Origin of the sequence: Herbaspirillum rubrisubalbicans, from assembly GCF_003719195.1 — a bacterium.
Taxonomy (GTDB): domain Bacteria; phylum Pseudomonadota; class Gammaproteobacteria; order Burkholderiales; family Burkholderiaceae_D; genus Herbaspirillum; species Herbaspirillum rubrisubalbicans.
In genome coordinates this window covers 4463330-4480508 of the sequence record NZ_CP024996.1, presented here as the reverse complement: position 1 = coordinate 4480508, position 17179 = coordinate 4463330, and the positions used below count along the sequence as shown (strand labels likewise).

The 17179-nt window shown below is 62.8% G+C and carries 18 protein-coding genes; 13 read left to right on the top strand and 5 right to left on the bottom strand.

Going from position 1 to position 17179, the window contains the following annotated elements; genetic code table 11:
• Positions 1-19: 19 nt before the first annotated feature.
• A complete protein-coding gene (locus RC54_RS19915) occupies positions 20-625 on the top strand; it encodes a hypothetical protein (RefSeq protein ID WP_231738773.1) in 606 nt (201 codons plus the stop codon).
• A 38-nt stretch (positions 626-663) separates the two neighbouring features.
• Positions 664-1212 (top strand): hypothetical protein, encoded by a 549-nt coding sequence (locus RC54_RS19910; RefSeq protein WP_061788671.1) that lies wholly within the window; start codon positions 664-666, stop codon positions 1210-1212.
• Positions 1213-1254: 42 nt separating this feature from the next.
• Here the strand turns inward: RC54_RS19910 and RC54_RS19905 are convergent, their stop codons facing one another.
• A complete protein-coding gene (locus RC54_RS19905) occupies positions 1255-2049 on the bottom strand; it encodes an enoyl-CoA hydratase (protein ID WP_058896619.1) in 795 nt (264 codons plus the stop codon).
• A gap of 110 nt (positions 2050-2159) precedes the next feature.
• Positions 2160-2924, bottom strand: coding sequence for a GntR family transcriptional regulator (locus RC54_RS19900; protein WP_231738771.1), 765 nt, complete (start codon positions 2922-2924; stop codon positions 2160-2162).
• Between the two features lie 363 nt (positions 2925-3287).
• On the opposite strand from RC54_RS19900, the gene RC54_RS19895 reads away from it, so the two are divergent.
• From RC54_RS19895 to RC54_RS19870, 6 genes are all read left to right on the top strand, one after another.
• Complete coding sequence (locus tag RC54_RS19895) at positions 3288-4328, top strand: ABC transporter substrate-binding protein (RefSeq protein WP_171939869.1); 1041 nt, start codon at positions 3288-3290, stop codon at positions 4326-4328.
• Positions 4329-4361: 33 nt separating this feature from the next.
• Entirely contained in the window at positions 4362-5177 is an 816-nt protein-coding gene (locus RC54_RS19890) for an ABC transporter permease (RefSeq protein WP_061788672.1), read from the top strand.
• A gap of 32 nt (positions 5178-5209) precedes the next feature.
• The gene (locus RC54_RS19885) at positions 5210-6001 is read left to right on the top strand and encodes an ABC transporter ATP-binding protein (RefSeq protein ID WP_061788673.1); all 792 of its coding nucleotides are present in this window, start codon (positions 5210-5212) and stop codon (positions 5999-6001) included.
• A gap of 11 nt (positions 6002-6012) precedes the next feature.
• Positions 6013-6741: a maleate cis-trans isomerase family protein gene (locus RC54_RS19880; protein ID WP_058896616.1), complete on the top strand. Its 729-nt coding sequence runs from the start codon at positions 6013-6015 to the stop codon at positions 6739-6741.
• Between the two features lie 102 nt (positions 6742-6843).
• Positions 6844-8274, top strand: a complete 1431-nt coding sequence (gene hydA, locus RC54_RS19875; protein ID WP_255220984.1) for a dihydropyrimidinase — start codon at positions 6844-6846, stop codon at positions 8272-8274.
• 309 nt (positions 8275-8583) lie between these two features.
• Complete coding sequence (locus RC54_RS19870; protein WP_061788675.1) at positions 8584-9552, top strand: DMT family transporter; 969 nt, start codon at positions 8584-8586, stop codon at positions 9550-9552.
• A gap of 16 nt (positions 9553-9568) precedes the next feature.
• Here the strand turns inward: RC54_RS19870 and RC54_RS19865 are convergent, their stop codons facing one another.
• Positions 9569-10474, bottom strand: coding sequence for a LysR family transcriptional regulator (locus tag RC54_RS19865; protein ID WP_061788676.1), 906 nt, complete (start codon positions 10472-10474; stop codon positions 9569-9571).
• A gap of 196 nt (positions 10475-10670) precedes the next feature.
• On the opposite strand from RC54_RS19865, the gene nfsB reads away from it, so the two are divergent.
• Complete coding sequence (gene nfsB / locus RC54_RS19860) at positions 10671-11324, top strand: oxygen-insensitive NAD(P)H nitroreductase (RefSeq protein WP_061788677.1); 654 nt, start codon at positions 10671-10673, stop codon at positions 11322-11324.
• 21 nt (positions 11325-11345) lie between these two features.
• Here the strand turns inward: nfsB and RC54_RS19855 are convergent, their stop codons facing one another.
• Together RC54_RS19855 and RC54_RS19850 are read right to left on the bottom strand one after the other, a co-directional pair.
• Positions 11346-12173, bottom strand: a complete 828-nt coding sequence (locus RC54_RS19855; RefSeq protein ID WP_082803052.1) for an IclR family transcriptional regulator domain-containing protein — start codon at positions 12171-12173, stop codon at positions 11346-11348.
• Positions 12174-12189: 16 nt separating this feature from the next.
• A complete protein-coding gene (locus tag RC54_RS19850; protein ID WP_058896612.1) occupies positions 12190-12972 on the bottom strand; it encodes an IclR family transcriptional regulator domain-containing protein in 783 nt (260 codons plus the stop codon).
• 129 nt (positions 12973-13101) lie between these two features.
• Between RC54_RS19850 and RC54_RS19845 the strand changes: the two genes are divergently transcribed.
• The 4 genes from RC54_RS19845 (at position 13102) to RC54_RS19830 (ending at position 17135) form a co-directional block, all read left to right on the top strand.
• A complete protein-coding gene (locus RC54_RS19845; protein ID WP_058896611.1) occupies positions 13102-13983 on the top strand; it encodes a 4-hydroxyphenylpyruvate dioxygenase in 882 nt (293 codons plus the stop codon).
• A gap of 4 nt (positions 13984-13987) precedes the next feature.
• Positions 13988-14833, top strand: coding sequence for a shikimate dehydrogenase family protein (locus tag RC54_RS19840; protein WP_058896610.1), 846 nt, complete (start codon positions 13988-13990; stop codon positions 14831-14833).
• The gene (locus RC54_RS19835; protein ID WP_061788678.1) at positions 14830-15702 is read left to right on the top strand and encodes a sugar phosphate isomerase/epimerase family protein; all 873 of its coding nucleotides are present in this window, start codon (positions 14830-14832) and stop codon (positions 15700-15702) included. The genes RC54_RS19840 and RC54_RS19835 overlap by 4 nt, the downstream gene beginning before the upstream one ends.
• Before the next feature lie 290 nt (positions 15703-15992).
• The gene (locus RC54_RS19830; protein WP_058896608.1) at positions 15993-17135 is read left to right on the top strand and encodes a porin; all 1143 of its coding nucleotides are present in this window, start codon (positions 15993-15995) and stop codon (positions 17133-17135) included.
• Positions 17136-17179: the final 44 nt, after the last annotated feature.

The window sequence follows — 17179 nt, the reverse complement described above, 5'->3', positions numbered from 1 at the left end:
ATTTTGACATGAGGCGGATATGCGTATCAGTTTCAGGATGATGTGTTGGGGGGGGATGTTCTTTTTCGGGATTGCCAGCGCCTGTGCTGCCGTTGTGCTTCCAGAAGAGAGGTTGGCGCAGATAAGAAAGGCGTATTTCTTGCGAAGTGATGGCCTCCCGCAATACGCCCTGGTATATGAAGATGGCAGCAAGTGTTGCGAGACACCGCCGCAAAAGCCCGTGTATTTATTGAACCTTCTGGTCTATGGGCCTCTCGAGCTGCTTTTTTCGGAAGAGATCAATGCCTTGATCGACAAGAAGTTCGTATTGGAAGTCGATAACGATAGCCTCATCCGATCAGGCAAGACACATTTTGTCGTGATGACCATCGCTCCTCCGGTAGACCAAAGGAATACCTATCCGCTCTGCTTTAATGGCGAGCCAGAAAAGCAGGCGTATCTCCTTGCACTGAGCAAGTCCAAGGTGGAGATAGTCCATCGCAACATGCTCGGCTGCGACACGGGCTACGAGATGGTGATGTATGGAAAGTCACTCGGCTATGAGGTCAGTCATGTCGGTGAGCCTGTCGAGTTTTTACGAGTGCGTGATGGAAAAGTGATCCGCCAGATCAAGCCGGTGGAATAGAACCATATTGCCCAGCATCACCCCAAGGAAAACACCCGATGACCACGCCATCCCAGCCCGACTATGAATTCATCCCCGACGACTTCATCCGTGCCGTCCTCTATCCCTTCGCCATGGCCGACTACGATGGCACTGAGGCGATCCGCCTCAGTGCCGTGCCGGGTTCGGATGTATTCGACGATCTACCCATCGACCTGGTCAACGAAGCCTTGTCGGCGGCCCAGGAGGCGGGCCTGATCGAAGCTGTAGAAGAGCGCCCCGGCGCCATCGCCATGACGCCGCTGGGCAAGAAGAAATTCCTGCTGGTACGCGATGACTTCTTCGATGATGACGCCCTCGCCGAGCTGCGCGACACCCTGGCCGCGCTCGACCTGTCTGCGCTGCGCCGTTCCAGCGACTATCGGCAGCACCAGCAGAGCTGCACCGCGCTGGCCGTGTATCCGACCCAGCCGTGCCCGCAGACCGGTCGTTGGCTGGCGCGGCGGCTGGAGGGGCGGCAATGCGTGATCCAGGAAGGGGAGAGCGTACCGCTACCTGACCTGGATGCCCACGACGCGCCCGTGCTGTGGTACCTGATGAAAACCTGAGCGCTTGCCATGGCGCCGGTGCGCAAGTCACCCTCGCCGCCATCAAGCCTGCGTCGACGGCCACTGCGGCGCACGCTTTTCCAGGAACGCCGCGATCCCCTCCATCGCTTCGCCGTCCATGATGTTGCAGGCCATCACCTCGGCCGCGTGGGCATAGGCATCGGGCAATGCCATCATCTGCTGCTGGTACACCAGGGCCTTGCCGCGTGCCATCGAGATGGCGGGCTTGCTGCAGATCTCGCGCGCCAGGGCTTCGGTGGCGGCGTCGAGTTGCGTCTCGGGCACGGCCTGGTTGATCAATCCCCAGTCGGCGGCGGTGGCGGCATCGATGAACTTGCCGGTGACCAGCATTTCAAAGGCGCGCTTGATGGGCAGGTTGCGCGTCAAGGCCACGGCCGGGGTGGAACAGAACAGGCCGACATTGATGCCCGAGACCGCAAAGCGCGCACTGTCGGCGGCCACCGCCAGGTCGCAACTGGCCACCAATTGGCAACCTGCGGCCGTGGCCAGGCCCTGGACCTTGGCGATCACGGGCACCGGTAGCGCCCGCAAGGATTGCATGAGCTGGCTGCAACGTTCGAATAATTGCTGGTAGTAAGCCTGCTCGGGAGTAGCGTGCATTTCGCGCAGGTCGTGGCCGGCACAGAAGGCGCGGCCATTGGCGGCCAGGATCACGCAGCGGACCTGGTCGTCGTGCGCCAGGGCGTCGAGTTGCGTCTGCAAGGCCTGCAGCATGGCTTCGGAGAGCGCATTGAATTGCTGCGGGCGATTCAGGGTGAGGGTGGTGATGCCGCGCTGGTCGTGCCGTAGCAGCAATTGCGGGCTGGATGCTTGCATGATCTCATCTCCTGGTGATGATGAAGCCGGCAGTCTGCGCTGCCCGGCATAGCCTCCAGACTACCTCAAAGCGAGCTTAAAGCGTCCTTAAGCATCCATACACGCCGCATTCATCCCATGCCGAGCAAGGCTTCCAGATCGTCGTCCTCGCCTTGCGGGGTGGACATGTCGAGCACGCTTTCGATGTGGTGCAGGTGCTCCAGCATGGTGGCGATCGCGTCCTCGGTGCGGCCCTCGGAGATGGCGTCGATGATGTGGCCATGATCGTCGTGGGTGCAGGCCGGTACCGTGGGCGAGTCGTAGAGCACGATGATGAGGCAGGTCAGCGAGGCCAGCTCGCGCATCATCTTGCTCATTACCGGGTTGTCTACCATGTCGGCGATGCGGATGTGGAATTCGCCGGATAGACGGATGATGGCGCGGCGGTCGTTGTCGGCGCGGGCCTGGGCTTCTTCGGCGACATGGGCGCGCAGCAGTGCGATGTGCTCGGGCCGGGTGTGTTCGCACAGGTGGCGCAGCAGGGCCGGCTCCAGCAGGCGGCGTGCAGCGAAGATGTTGCGGGCTTCTTCCGGGGTGGGGCTGGCGACGAAGGCGCCGCGGTTGGGGATGGTGATGATCAGGCCTTCATGCGCCAGCCGTGCCAACACCTCGCGCACGCGGGTGCGGTTCACGCCAAAGATGCCGGCCAGCTTTTCTTCCACCAGCTTGGTGCCGGGGGTGAGCCGGTGTTCCATGATGGCGCCGACGATGCGTTCGTAGATGGCGTCGCCGGCCAGCGGGCGCACGCTGAAGGCCTGGCCGGGCAAGGGGCTGTTGTCCGGGTTCTCGTGCTTGTTGTGCTTCTTGCGGGTGCTGCTGGCGGTAGAGGTGCTCATGAGGTCTGGGATGGATGCGGTATGGCGTTTGCCCGTCATCATAACGGAAAATTGTGCGGGTTTATTGTCACAAAATAATAAAAATTAAGGCACAAAGTTTATTGTTTATTGTTGCACTTCATCGGGGCATTTTTTTTGATCCTGACCGCAAGGATGGACTTGTTTGGTGCGTTCCCGCTTCTTGCTGATGGCCTATCATGACTGGCTGGATCAGCGGAAAGCCCATCAGATCGGACTTATTCGGGCAATTCCCAGCGCTTGCGATGCGCCATTTCTGGCTGGCACAGGCTTTGCATAAACGGTGGCAATAGAAAACTAGATTGTCACAAAATATTTTTTCGCTTGTTCACCTGGGAGAACACCATGCAACAGCAAGTCCGCAAGTCCCCCTTCGGCCTGTCCTTCAAGGCCGCCGCCCTGGCTACCCTGTTGGCCTGTACTGCATTGGGCGCCGGCTCGGCGCTGGCCCAGGCCAAGCCGAAGATCAAGCTGGCCTATGCCAAGTGTGCGCATTGCATGTCCATGGCCATGGTGCCGGCGTTGGCCCAGAACGTGGAGATCGAAGGCATCAACTTCACCGCCGGTAGTGATGCCCTCACCGCGCTGGTGTCCAAGAGCGTGGATATCGCCCAGGTGACTTACCTGGCCTACGTGAGCGGGCTGGACAAGGGCTTTGATCTGGTGGCGGTGTCGGGCCAGGTCAATGGCGGCTCCGAGATGCTGGTGGGCAAGGACAGCAAGCTGGGCGCGGACGACTGGGCCGGTCTCAAGAAGTTGATTGCGCAATACAAGGCCGAGGGCAAGCCCTTCCGCATTGCTGCCTCGCGCGGCAATGCGCAGGATCTGCACATGCGTGGCGAATTGGCCGGGCATGGCATCGATCCGTCCAAGGACGTGCAGTTCGTCAACATCCCCAATCCTTCGGACCATGCAGCCGCACTGGCACGCGGCGAGGTGGAACTGATCTGCTCGGTCGAACCTTTCGCTTCGCAGATCCGCATGACCGGGGTTGGCAAGCATTTTGCCTATCCCTATGACCAGGCTGCTGGTCGCCTGACCAACCTGATCGTCACGCGTTCGGATGTGATCAAGGAACATCCGGCCGAAGTCAGGGAAACGGTGGCCGCCGTGGTCAAGCTGGTCGATGGCTTGCAGAAGGATAAGCAGGGCTGGATCAATAGCATCGTCAAGGGTACCGGGCTGGATGCCAAGATCGCCACCGAGGCGCTCAACAATGCCTATCCCGACTATCGCATGTACCGCACCCAGACCAAGGCCATTGCCGCCATGATGAAGGACTTGAGGTACGTCTCCAGCGATGTCTCGGCGCTGGCTGAAAAGAACATGGACTACAGTTTCCTGATGAGCGTGACCGGCAAGCCCAAGACCGAACTCGGTTATTGATTCACGACGACACACTAGCCCCAAGGAACGATCATGAGTGGATGGAAGCAATCCCTGTCGGAAGCCAAGTGGCGCTTTGCGGTGCCGCTGTTGCTGGTGCTGGGCTGGGAGGCCTTCTCCCGCTCGGGCATGATCCCGGCCTCGCTGCTGCCGGCGCCCTCGCGCGTGTTTGCGACCTGGATGGACTGGATCTTCGGCATCAATGAGGCGGCCCAGGACAGCAGCGGCAAATGGATCTATGACGCCATGGCCAGTTGCCTGCGGGTGACGGCAGGCTATCTCATCGCGGCAGCGTCCGGCATTGCGCTGGGGGTGGCCATCGGTTGGTGGCGTTGGGTCGAGCGCACCATCGAGCCGACCGTGCAGATGCTGCGGCCGATCCCGCCGGTGTCGTGGATTCCGCTGGCCATCATCTGGTTTGGCATTGCCAACAAGCCGGCCATCTTCCTGGTGTTCCTGGGGGCGTTCTTCCCGATCCTGATGAATACCGTCCACGGCGTCAAAACCGCCGACCGCAACCTGTTGCGCGCGGCCGCCATGGCCGGTGCCAAGCAGAGCCAACTGCTGCGCTTCGTGATCCTGCCGGCGGCCATGCCCAGTATCTTCGCGGGCTTGCGCATCGGTATCGGCAGCGCTTGGATGCTCACCGTCACTGCCGAGATGGTGGCCGTCAAGAGCGGGCTCGGGTATGCGCTGTGGGATTCGTATTACTTCCTGCGCTATGACCTGGTGATCGCGGCCATGATCAGCATCGGCTTGCTGGGTTTCCTGGCGGACTGGATCCTCAAGCAGATCATGCATTCCATGCTGCGCTGGCAGCACGTGGCCACCGTGCAGGGCAAGGCCTGAACCAGCACCTCAACGATCAAGGACATCGCATCATGGCATTCATCGAATTGAACGATATCGTCAAGGTCTTCAAGGACCGCAAGCGCGGCACCGACATGCTGGCCATCGACCACGTCAGCCTGGCGCTGGAGAAGAAGGAATTCCTCTGCCTGCTCGGCCCCTCGGGCTGCGGCAAGTCGACGCTGCTTAACATGATCGCCGGTTTTGAATTCCCCACCAGCGGTGAAGTGAGGGTGGCCGGGCGGGCCATCACCGGGCCGGGTGCGGATCGCGGCATGGTGTTTCAGCAGGCCAACCTGATGCCCTGGCTGCCGGTCTGGGACAACGTGGCCTTCTCGCTCAAGCTGCAGGGCAAGAGCGCGGCCCAGCGGCGCGCGGCAGCGCAACCCTTCATCGAAACGGTCAAGCTCAAGGGCTTCGAGAACCACTATCCCAGCGAACTCTCGGGTGGCATGGCACAGCGGGTCGGCATTGCCCGCGCGCTGTTGCAGAATCCCTCGGTGATCCTGATGGACGAGCCCTTTGCCGCGCTGGATGCGCAGACCAAGATGGAGATGCAGGAAGAACTGGTCGCACTGTGGCAGCGCTACGAGGGCACTATCGTCTTCGTCACCCACAGCGTGGATGAAGCCTTGATCCTGGCCACCAAGGTGGCGGTGATGACGCATCGCCCGGGGCACATGCGCGAGCTGATCGACATCGACCTGGCGCGTCCGCGCGATACCACCACACCCGAATTCAACCAGTACAAGCGCCACGTGCTGAGCCTGATCCGCGAGGAATCGGCGCTGGCCCATGCCGACGCTGCCCTCCTGGCCGCCTGAAAGGAAACCTCATGATCCCACGCACCCTGCTCGGCATGCTCACGCCGTCCTCCAACACCACGCTGGAGCCGGTCACCACTGCCATGCTCGCCGATATTCCTGAAGCCAGCGCCCATTTCGGCCGTTTCCGCGTGACCGAGATTGCGCTGTCCAACCAGGCGCTGGCGCAATTCGATGACAGCGAGATCCTGCGCGCAGCCGAACTGCTCTCGCACGCCAAGGTCGGCAGCATCGCCTGGAATGGCACCTCCTCGGGCTGGCTGGGTTTTGATGCCGATGAACGCCTGTGCCGCCGCATCACCGAAGCCACCGGCATTGCGGCCTGCACCTCGGTGCTGGCCTTGAACGAGATCTTCGACCTCACGGGTGTGAAGCGCTTCGGCCTGGTCACGCCTTATCTGGACGAGGTGCAGGCCGCCATCATCGCGAACTATGCGGCCTCGGGGCTGGAATGCGTGTCCGAACGCCACCTGCGCAAGCAGGACAATTTCTCCTTCTCGGAGGTCGGTGCGGAGGAATTGCGCGCCATGGTGCGTGAGGTAGCCAAGGACAAGCCGCAGGCCATCACCATCTTCTGCACCAACCTGCGCGGTGCACCGCTGGTGGAAGAACTGGAGCGCGAGGTCGGCATCCCGATCTACGACACCATCTCCACCGTGGTCTGGAAGTCGCTGCAGCAGGCCGGTGCCGATCCATCGCGCATCCGCGGCTGGGGCAGTCTGTTCCGCGACGTGCGTTAGCACTGGCACTGGCCGCGTCGGCGGCATCTTCCATTTTCATCTTCTGCCTCACGCCGCGGCCCGTGCCGGCGGCGCGGGGTGATACACGCGCGTTCGAAAGGAATACAGATGGACAGCTTTGACCTGGTGATCCGCAACGGCACCGTGGCGACGGCCGCCGACATCATGCAATGCGATGTCGGCATCAAGGATGGCAAGGTCGCCATGCTGGGACGGGGCCTGCCTCCGGGGCGCGAGGAGATCGATGCCAGCGGCAAGCTGGTACTACCCGGTGGCGTGGATGCACATTGCCATCTGGACCAGCCGATGGAAGAGGGACTGCGCATGGCCGACGATTTTCGCAGCGGCACCATTTCCGCTGCCTGCGGCGGCACGACCACGGTGATTCCTTTCGCGGCCCAGGCCAAGGGTGGTTCTTTGCGCGCGGCGGTGGAGGATTACCATCGTCGGGCTGAAGGCAAGGCGGTGATCGACTATGCCTTCCACATGATCGTCAGCGATCCCAGCGAAGAGGTCTTGAAGCACGAGCTGCCGCAACTGGTGCGCGAGGGCTATACCTCCTTCAAGATCTACATGACCTATGACGATCTCAAGCTCAATGACCGCCAGATCCTCGACCTGCTGGCGCTGGCGCGCAGGGAAGGGGCGCTGGTCATGGTGCACGCCGAGAATGCCGATTGCATCGGCTGGCTCACCGAGCAGTTGGAAGAAGCCGGCCTGACCGCCCCCAAATACCACGCCTACTCGCGTCCGATGATGGTGGAGCGGGAAGCCACTCATCGCGCCATCGCCCTGTCGGAGTTGGTGGACGTGCCCATCCTGATCGTGCATGTCTCCGGCCGCGAAGCCATCGAGCAGATCCGCTGGGCGCACGGCCATGGCCTGCGCATCCATGCCGAGACCTGTCCGCAATATCTGGTACTGACGGCCGATCACCTTGATGACGGCTACCACGGCGCCAAGTGCGTCTGCAGCCCGCCGCCGCGCGACAAGGCCAACCAGCAATATGTCTGGGATGGCCTGGCCAGCGGCTTGTTCACGGTGTTTTCTTCGGACCATGCGCCGTTTCGCTACGAGGATGCGCAGGGCAAGAAACCGGGCGGCCGGGAAGTGCCGTTCCGCTACATCCCCAATGGCACGCCGGGGCTGGAGACGCGCCTACCCATCCTGTTCTCCGAAGGCGTGGGCAAGGGCCGTATCGATCTCAACCGCTTCGTGGCACTGACCGCCACCGACCCGGCCAAGATGTATGGCCTGTATCCACGCAAGGGCACCATCGCCATCGGCAGTGATGCCGACATCGCTATCTGGGACCCGCATCGCGCGGTCACCGTGCGTAACGAGATGCTGCATCACGACGTCGACTACACCCCGTATGAGGGCATGGAGCTGACGGGCTGGCCGGTGCTGACCCTGTCGCGCGGCGAAATCGTCTGGAACGATGGCCAAGTGAGCGCCACCCCCGGGCGCGGTCAGTTCCTGCCCTGCGGCCTGCCTGATCCGGCCAGACCAAAGCAGCGCGTGCCGGACTGAGGGCAAGGCGCTGAAAGATCGTGGTTTGGGGGCGATATGAAGTGATCTGCAGATGTGGTGCGGCAACACGCCCGAAGTGGTGCGTGCCGCACCAAATGGGTTTGTGCAGGTGAATATTCTTTCCAACATGCAGTTGGCCGCAAGAAATGCTGCAAACAGGCTTTCTTGCCATCCAATACGGCAGCACTATTGGTGACCTCTTCTCTACCATGGGAGCCGTTTGGATGCGCTGCAGCATACGCCGGGTGGACCGTTTTGATGGACCTTGCCACGGCGTTGCGGCGCTCCGTTTTCATCCTGGAGCCCGAGATGTCCACCGTCATTGCCACCCCCGTTGCCAACCGCTCTGCGACCCGCACCGCGTCTACCCGGCGCCAGCCGATGAGCCGGCTGTTCCTGCTGGCCGTGGTGCTGGCGATCTGCATCTGGGGCGGTAACTGGCCGGTGATGAAGTTCGGCAGCCAGTTCATCCCGCCGCTGTGGTTCGCGGCCAGCCGCTTCCTGTCGGCGGCCATCCTGAGTTTCGTCATTGCCGCCGCCCTCGGCAAGCTGCGCCTGCCGACCCGCCAGGAGTGGCCGGTGGTGGCCGGGGTGGGAGTGTTGCAGATGGGTCTGTTCACGGCCCTGGTGACCGGCGCCTTGCACTTTGTCATGCCGGGCCGCGCTTCGCTGATCGCCTATGCCACGTCGATCTGGGTGGTGCCGGGCGCGGCGCTGGTGTTGAAGCACAAGTTGAGCACCCAGCAATCGCTGGCCACCGTCTGCAGCTATGCCGGCATGGCCGTGATCGTGCTGCCGGCACTGCTGCACGCGGACATGCATAGCATGATCGGCTACCTGATGCTGGGCGCGGCCTCGCTGTCGTGGGCCATGAACATCCTGCAGATCAAGCTGACGCCGGGCGTGAAGCTGGACTTCGATCTGTTGCCCTGGCAGACCCTGGTGGCGGCCGTGCCGCTGTCCTTGCTGGCCCTGGTGGTCGATGGCGCGCCGACCTTCCTGGCCAATCCGCATTCCTGGGGTGTGATCGCCTATACCGGTCCGTTGGCGACCGCCCTGACTTTCCTGATCGTCTTGCAGATGACCCAGCGACTCTCGCCGGTGACGGTGTCGGTGTGCATGTTGGGCGTGCCGGTGGTGGGCTTGACGCTGTCGTCGCTGATCTTCGGCGAGCAGCTCTCAGGCGACCTGTTGCTGGGCATGGGCCTGCTGTGCCTGGGGTTGGTGTTGCCGGCTTTGCCTGCGCTGGCCACGCGCCGGGTGGCTGGCGGGGCCTGATGGCTTCAGGGTCGCGTCAGCGGTCGGTGAGATAACGCCCGATGCGTTCGCCCAGCAGTTCGCGCAAGGCGCGCACCGTGGGCGAGAGACTCATGCGGTGGGTGCAGACCAGGTTCAGCGGCGAGGCCTCGCCCACATAGTCCGGCAGCAGCGCTTCCAGCCTGCCGTTGCGCAGGTCGGCCAGCACGTCCAGGCGCGACTTGTAGGCAATGCCGCGGCCATCGACGGCCCAGCGGTGTACCAGTTCGCCATCGTCACAGACGCGGTCGCCGCTGACTTGCATCTGCAGCGGCGTACCGTCCTTGAAGAAGGTCCATTGCGAATGCAGCGTATCCGAGAGCAGGTAGCGCAGACAATTGTGCTGGCGTAGATCGGCCGGAGTGCGCGGGCGGCCATGGCGCGCCAGGTAGTCGGGCGAAGCGCACAGCACGCGCCGGTTGTCCGGGGCCAGCGCTAGCGCCACCAGGCTGGAATCCTCGGGCGGGCTGTAGCGAATGGCCACCTCCACCGGTTGGCGGAACATGTCGGCCACGCGGTCGCTGATGCGTACCTGCAGGTTCACCGCCGGATGCTGGGCCTGGAATTCATCGAGCCACTGGCACATCAGATTGCGTCCGAAATCCGAGGGCACCGATAGTGACAGGGTGCCGCCCACCACGCGGCGGCCATGGGCCACCGCATCGCGTCCGGCGTTGACTTCGGCCAGGACATTGCGGGCGTATTGCAGGTAGCGTTCGCCATCGGGCGTGAGGCGCAGGCTGCGGGTGGAGCGGGCCAGCAGGCGCGCGCCCAGTTCGCCCTCCAGGCGCTTCATGGCGGCGCTGGCCACCGCCGGGGTGACGTCGTGCTGGCGGGCAGCGGCGGAGAGGCTGCCGTTGTCGGCGGCGCAGACGAAGATGGTGAGGTCTTCCAGGCGGATCATGAGCAGAGACAATGAAGAAGTGGGATCGAAGCCCTCATTCTACTTTCAATTATTTTTTGAAAATGTTTCTGCCCCGCTGCGCTTTTTTGAAACCGCATCCTGGCCGATGATGTCACGCAAGCCGCACTCTCAGATTCATGAGCATTAAGCGCGCTTTAATACTCAACATCAGACCCATTCAACGGAAGGAAATACCATGAGCCTGCTCTCCGCCGCCCGCAAGCGTCACTCCACCAAGGCCTTCGACCCCAGCCGCAAGATCCCCGCATCCATCATCGCCGAGCTGCGCGAACTGCTGCGCCTGGCGCCATCCTCGGTGAACTCGCAGCCCTGGCACTTCGTCATCGCCGCCAGCGAGGCTGCCAAGGCGCGCATCGGCAAGGCGGCCGAGGCCGGTCATCCCTACAACCTGTCCAAGATCACCAATGCCTCGCACGTGATCGTGCTGTGCGCCCGCACCGCCATCAGCGAGCCGCACCTGGAGGCCGTGCTGGCCAAGGAAGAAGCCGATGGCCGCTTCGGCGATGCCCAAGCCAAGGCCGGTCAGCATGGTTCGCGCCTGCTCTACAGCAACCTGCATCGCTATGAATTGAAGGATGCCCAGCACTGGATGGAAAAGCAGGTCTATCTGGCCCTGGGCACGCTGCTGCTGGGCGCGGCCGAACTGGAAGTGGATGCGGTGCCGATGGAAGGCTTCAATGCCAAGGTGCTGGATGAGGAACTGGGGCTGCGCGAACAGGGCTACACCAGCGTGGTGCTGGTGGGCCTGGGTTACAGCGGCGCCGACGACTTCAATGCCAAGCTGCCCAAGTCGCGTCTGGCGGCCGAGACGGTGTTTACTGAACTCTGATGCGCAACCGGCGCTGCTCCGTCACACCTGATGGATCAGCGCATTGGCCGCCTGCTGCAAGGCCGGCAGGACGCGGACCAGCGTCTGTTCCTGCGATTCGACCGCCATCGGAAAGCTCAGACTGAGCGCGCCGATCACCTTGGCATGACGGTTCTTGAGCGGCACCGCGATGCCGCGCACGCCGCTCTGCAATTGCTGCTCCACCAGTGCATACCCCTGCTGGCGCGCCTGCGCGATCAGCTCGTAGAGACGATTCGGATCGGTGATGGTATGCGGGGTGAAGGGCGTCATGGCGCAGGTGGCCAGCCAGGCGCGTACCTGTTGCTCGGGCAGTGCGCCCAGCATGACGATGCCCGGTGAGGCCAGTTGCGCCGGCACTCTCGCGCCCAGCACGAAGCCGGTGGTCATGACGCGGGTGGCGCCGTTGCGGGCGATGAAGACCAGCTCCCAGCCATCGAGCACGCTGGCATACACCGCTTCACCGGTCTGGCCGGTGATCTGTTGCAGGTGCGGCTGCAGGATGCGCGGCAGTGGCGCCGAATCGAAATAGGACCAGCCGACCTTCAGCACCCGCGGCGTGAGGGCGAAGGTCTTGCCTTCGCTGTGCAAGTAGCCCAGGTGTTCCAGCGTCAACAGGTAGCGCCGCGCCGCCGTGCGCGAGAGGCCGGTGCGGGCCGCTACCTGGGCCGAGGTCATGCGCTGGTTGTCGTAGTCGAAGGCTTCCAGGATCAGCAATCCCTTTTCCAGCCCGGCGATCCAGTCGCGCCGCGACAGGCCGCCGGTGCTGCTGTCTTCGGTTTCTGCTGAGGCTGATGCTGCAGCTGCTGCGCTGTGGTCGATCTCGCTCATCGTCCAGGCTCCCTCTTCATACCCACATCATCAAGGTATTGGCCGTGGTCTGCAGTGCCGGCAGGCCGCGCGCCAGGGCTTCTTCGCGCGAGCAGGCGGCCAGGTTGGAGGTCACGCTCAAGGCGCCGATGACGCGGCCGCTGCGGTTCTTGACCGGGATGGCGATGCCGCGCATTCCCATCTCGAACTGGTTTTCGGTGATGCCGTAACCCTGCTTGCGCATGGTGAGGATTTCCTGGAACAGCGCGGCCTTGTCGGTCATGGCCATGTGGGTGTGCGGGATCAGGGTCACGCGTTCCAGGTAGGCCTGGATCTCGGCGTCTTCCCGCATCCCCAGCAAGACCCGACCGGCAGTGGTGGTGTAGGCCGGCAGGCGGGTGCCGGGTTCGAAGCCGGCATTGACCAGTTGCGCCGCCGTCACGCGGGTGACGTAGACGATCTCATCGCCATCGAGCAGCGAGAAATTGGTGGATTCCTGCAATTGCTGCGTGAGCCGCTGCAGGAAGGGCACCACCGCACGCGGTACGCGCGCCGACTCCAGGTAGGACTGGCCCAGGTTCAAGAGGCGCGGCATGAGCCAGAACTTCTTGCCGTCCGAGGCCGCCATGCCGGTATGCACCAGCGTCAACAGGTAGCGGCGCGCCGCGCTGCGGGTCAGGCCCACGCGCTCGGCCACCTCGCTGGCGGTCAATTGGGGGGAGTCGCTGTTGAAGGCGGTGATGACGTCGAAACCCTTCATCAATCCTTCGATCAGGTCACGCTTCTGGATGTCCAGGTCTACCGGGCTTTGGTCGATCATCGTAAAAAATATCCAAAAATGAGTGATTGCCGAACATCTTGCGCGATTATCGCACGTTTAGCTTCATTTTAGCCTTTTGGTGGGGGTGGGGCTTGGCTATACTCGGCTCCGAGACAAATCATCGGGATCATGATGAACACCATAGAAAACAATCCTGTCCCCACCAACCCGCTGGGCATCGATGGCATCGAGTTCATCGAATACGCCACCACCGAGCCGTTGGCGCTGGGCGCCGTGCTGGAGCGCATGGGGTTCGAGCAGGTCGGCCGGCACCGTTCGCGCGAAGTGGTGCTCTACACCCAGGGCGGGATGAACGTGATCGTCAATGCCGACGTGTCGGCTTGGTCCGGCTTCGACCATGAGGTGCAGGCCACCAACCTGAGCGCCATCGCGCTGCGGGTGCGCGATGCCAATGAAGCCTATCGCCGTGTGACCGAACTGGGGGCCTGGCCGATTCCGACCCGGGCCGGGGCGATGGAATTGAATATTCCGGGCGTGCATGGCTGTGGCGACTCGATCATCTATTTCGTCGATCGCTATCGCGACTTTTCCATCTACGACGTCGATTTCAAGCCATCCAGCCAGGAACGCCGCACCACCACGGCGCTCTCGGGCTTGCATTTCTTCGGCCTGGTGCAGGCGGTGGGGCCGGATCGTACGCGTGAGTGGATCGACTTCTATTCCACCCTGATGGGTTTTTCGGTGCTGCCGGAAGGGCAGTTCTTCGGCATCCTGCCCAAGGGCACATTGCTGGCCAGCCCTTGCCGCCAGTTCTACATCCAGTTGGTGGAGCCGCCCGAGGGTACCGAAGACATCCATTGGGAAGAAGAATGGCTGCGCCTGGGCCTGGGCACGCCCGACGTGTTGCAGGCGGTGCGGCAATTGCAGGAGCGCGGCGTGATCTTCGTCGACCGCGCGCCTACCCAGATCAGCGAGCGCGGTGCGCTCACCCAGCTCTACAAGGGCGGCGTCAGTTTCGAACTGGTACGCAGCCAGAAAGACAAGAATTGAGATCATGAAGGAAATCACAGGTACCACCCGCATCTTCCCTGTCATCGGCTGGCCGGTGGAACAGGTGAAGGCGCCGACCCTCTTCAATGCCTACTTCAAGCATCACGACCTGGATGCACGCGTCATCCCGTTCAAGATCGAGCCGCAGCGCTATTGCGAAGCGGTGCGCATGTTCATGAAGACGGAAAACGTGGGCGGCATCTTCGTTTCCATCCCGCACAAGCCCATGACGCTGGAGGCGGTCGAGCAAGCTACCTTGCGCGCCCGCGTGGCCGGCGCCTGCAATGCGGTGTATCGCGATGCCCAGGGAGTGATCTGGGGCGACCTGATCGATGGCGAGGGCTTCATCCGGGCGCTGGCCCGTACCGCCGGCGAGCAGCCGCTGGTGTGGCACCGCACGCGCGCCCTGGTGGTGGGCACCGGTGGCGTCGGTTGCGCCATCGTGGCATCGCTGGCGGCACAGGGCGTGGCCGAGATCAGTGTCTTCGATACCAATCGCGCCGGCGCCGAAGCCTTGCTGGCACGGGTGGCGGCGGCCTTCCCGGCGACCCGGGTGCGCTTTGCCCAGCCCGACGCCAGCGGTTTCGATCTGTTGGTCAACTGCACCCCGCTGGGGATGCATGTGGGCGACCCCATGCCCTTCGCGCTGGAAGGCGTCAACCGCCAGGCCATCGTGGCCGATTGCGGCATGAAGATCGAGATGAGCCAGTTGCTGGTGCAGGCCCAGGCGCAGGGGTGCCGCATCCAGAAGGGCAAGGAAATGCTGATCGAACAGGCGCCACTGTATCTTGAGCTGTTCGGCTGGCCGGGCGTGTCGGCGGATGACTTCCGCACATTGGAGGCATTGTGAACCTCGATCATTTCGGCATGGACACCATCACCCTGCCGGGTGGGCTGGAGTCCAAGTTGCAGGCCTCCAAGGCGGCCGGCTTCTCGCAGATCATGCTGTGGTCCAAGGATCTGGTAGGCCATCCGGGCGGGCTGGACGCCGCCGTCAAGCTGGTGCGCGACAGTGGCGTACGGGTCACCGGCATCCAGGTCATGCGCGACTACGAGGGCTTGCAAGGTACGCTGCACGACTACAAGGTGGACGTGGCCAAGAACCTGCTGCAGATCTGCAAGGCGGTCGGTTCGCCCTTGCTGCTGGTGTGTTCGTCCACTTCGCAACATGCCAGCGGCGATGCGCGCCACATCGCGCGCGACCTGTCCAAGCTGGCCAATCTGGCGGTGCCGCTGGGCATCCGCGTGGGCTTCGAGGCGCTGTCTTGGGGGCGGCACATCAACCAGTACATGCAGGCCTGGGAAGTGGTGGAGATGGCTGACCATGCCAACCTGGGCGTGGTGATCGATTCCTTTCATATCCTCGCCAACCGCGGCGCGCTGGAAGACCTGGACGCCATTCCTGGCAAGCGCATCGTGATGGTGCAGTTGTCGGACTTCATGTGGCGTGAAATCCGCACCCCCGAGGAGCGGCTGGAGACGGCGCGCCACCTGCGCGTCTTCCCCGGCGAGGGCGAGCATTCGCTGGAGCTCTCGGATATGGTGCGGCGCCTGCATCGCAGCGGTTATCGCGGCGACTACAGCTTTGAAGTGTTCAATGATGATTACCTGCAGATGTCGCCGGCCGTGGTCGCCGAGCGGGCAAGGCGCTCGGCCAAGTGGGTCACCGATCAGGTGCTGCGACGCGGATTGCGGGTGCGTGAACCGGTGGCAGCCTGACGCCGGTTTGCAGCAGTAGCGCCGGCTCGCCAAAACAATAACGATTGCGAGCGGGTTTGAGGATGTCGTCCCGGTGCCGGGCCGCATCAACACAACAGAGGAGACGACATGACACCGCAGCATCCCCCATCCTGATTTCGCTCCGGCATGATGGCCGGCGCAGTTCCCCGTTCTTGCCATTCCCGCGTCGATGATGCACGCCTTGCCATGTCTGGGCAGGGCGGGCTCTTGCCCGTAGGAAGGCTGATCCACTTCATCACAAGCATAACGACAACAGAGATCATCGAGACATGAAGCAACTATCCTTACGCACGCCGGTGGCCATGGGCCTGCTGCTGGCCGCCTCCGGCACGGCGTTGGCGCAGAGCGCCAGCAACGTTACCCTGTACGGTACCGTGGACCAATACCTGGGCTACATGCGCAGCAGCAGCGGCAAGAGCCTGTGGGCCCTCAACGATGGCGCCATCCTGCGCAGCCGTATCGGTTTGAAGGGGTATGAAGACCTGGGCGCTGGCTATGCGGCCACCTTCACGCTGGAAAACGGTTTTTCGGGTGACACCGGTGGCTTGGCCGACAGCAGCCGCCTGTTCGACCGTCAGTCCTGGGTCGGCATCAAGACCCCGGCGGCCGGCGAGTTCCGTATCGGGCGCCAGAACAGCGTGCCCTTCTTCATCGGCGGCGCCATCGACTATACCGAGCGCACCACTTACGGTTCCATCATCAATACCTTTGGCGTGCCTTCGCGCTTCGACAATGACCTGTCCTGGAAATCGCCGCGCTGGGCCGGTATCCAGTTCGATCTCCACTACGCCATGCCGGAGACCGCAGGCGAGGGATTGGGGCGGCGTGGTGTGTATCAGCTCGGGGTGGATTACACTAGCGGCCCGTATCGTGCCGGTTATGCCGGATTGATGGCAAAACCCAATGCCGGCGGCCGCTACGACAATACGGTGCAATACCATAACGTGTATGCCGACTACGACTATGGCCCGGGCAAGATCTACCTGGCCTACGTGCGCAGCAACAACACCACCGCCAACGCCAATGGCAACAATGCCGCGACCATCCTCAACAATGTCAGCAACCCCAACAATTTCTTTGCCGGTAACGATCCCAATATCCAGCGCTTCTACAATGTCTACCAGATCTCGGCGGACTATCGCCTGACGCCCCAATTGCGCATCGGCGCGCTCTACGGGGTCATGGTCGATACCTCCCACAAGGAGGGCGGCGCCCAGGGGGGCAACATCGGCGCCTACTACGACCTGTCCAAGCGCACCACGCTGTATGGCTTTGCCAACTATATGAAGAACCAGGCCAATGCCGGCTGGCGCTTCAGCGGTTCGGCCGGGCCGGGCAGCAACCTGGCCGGGGCCGACATCAATGGCAAGAGCCTGGTGGGCCTGCAGATGGGCATCCTGCATCGCTTCTGAATTTCTTCATTTTCCGGCAAGCCGGCCCGCTCCACCAGGGCGGC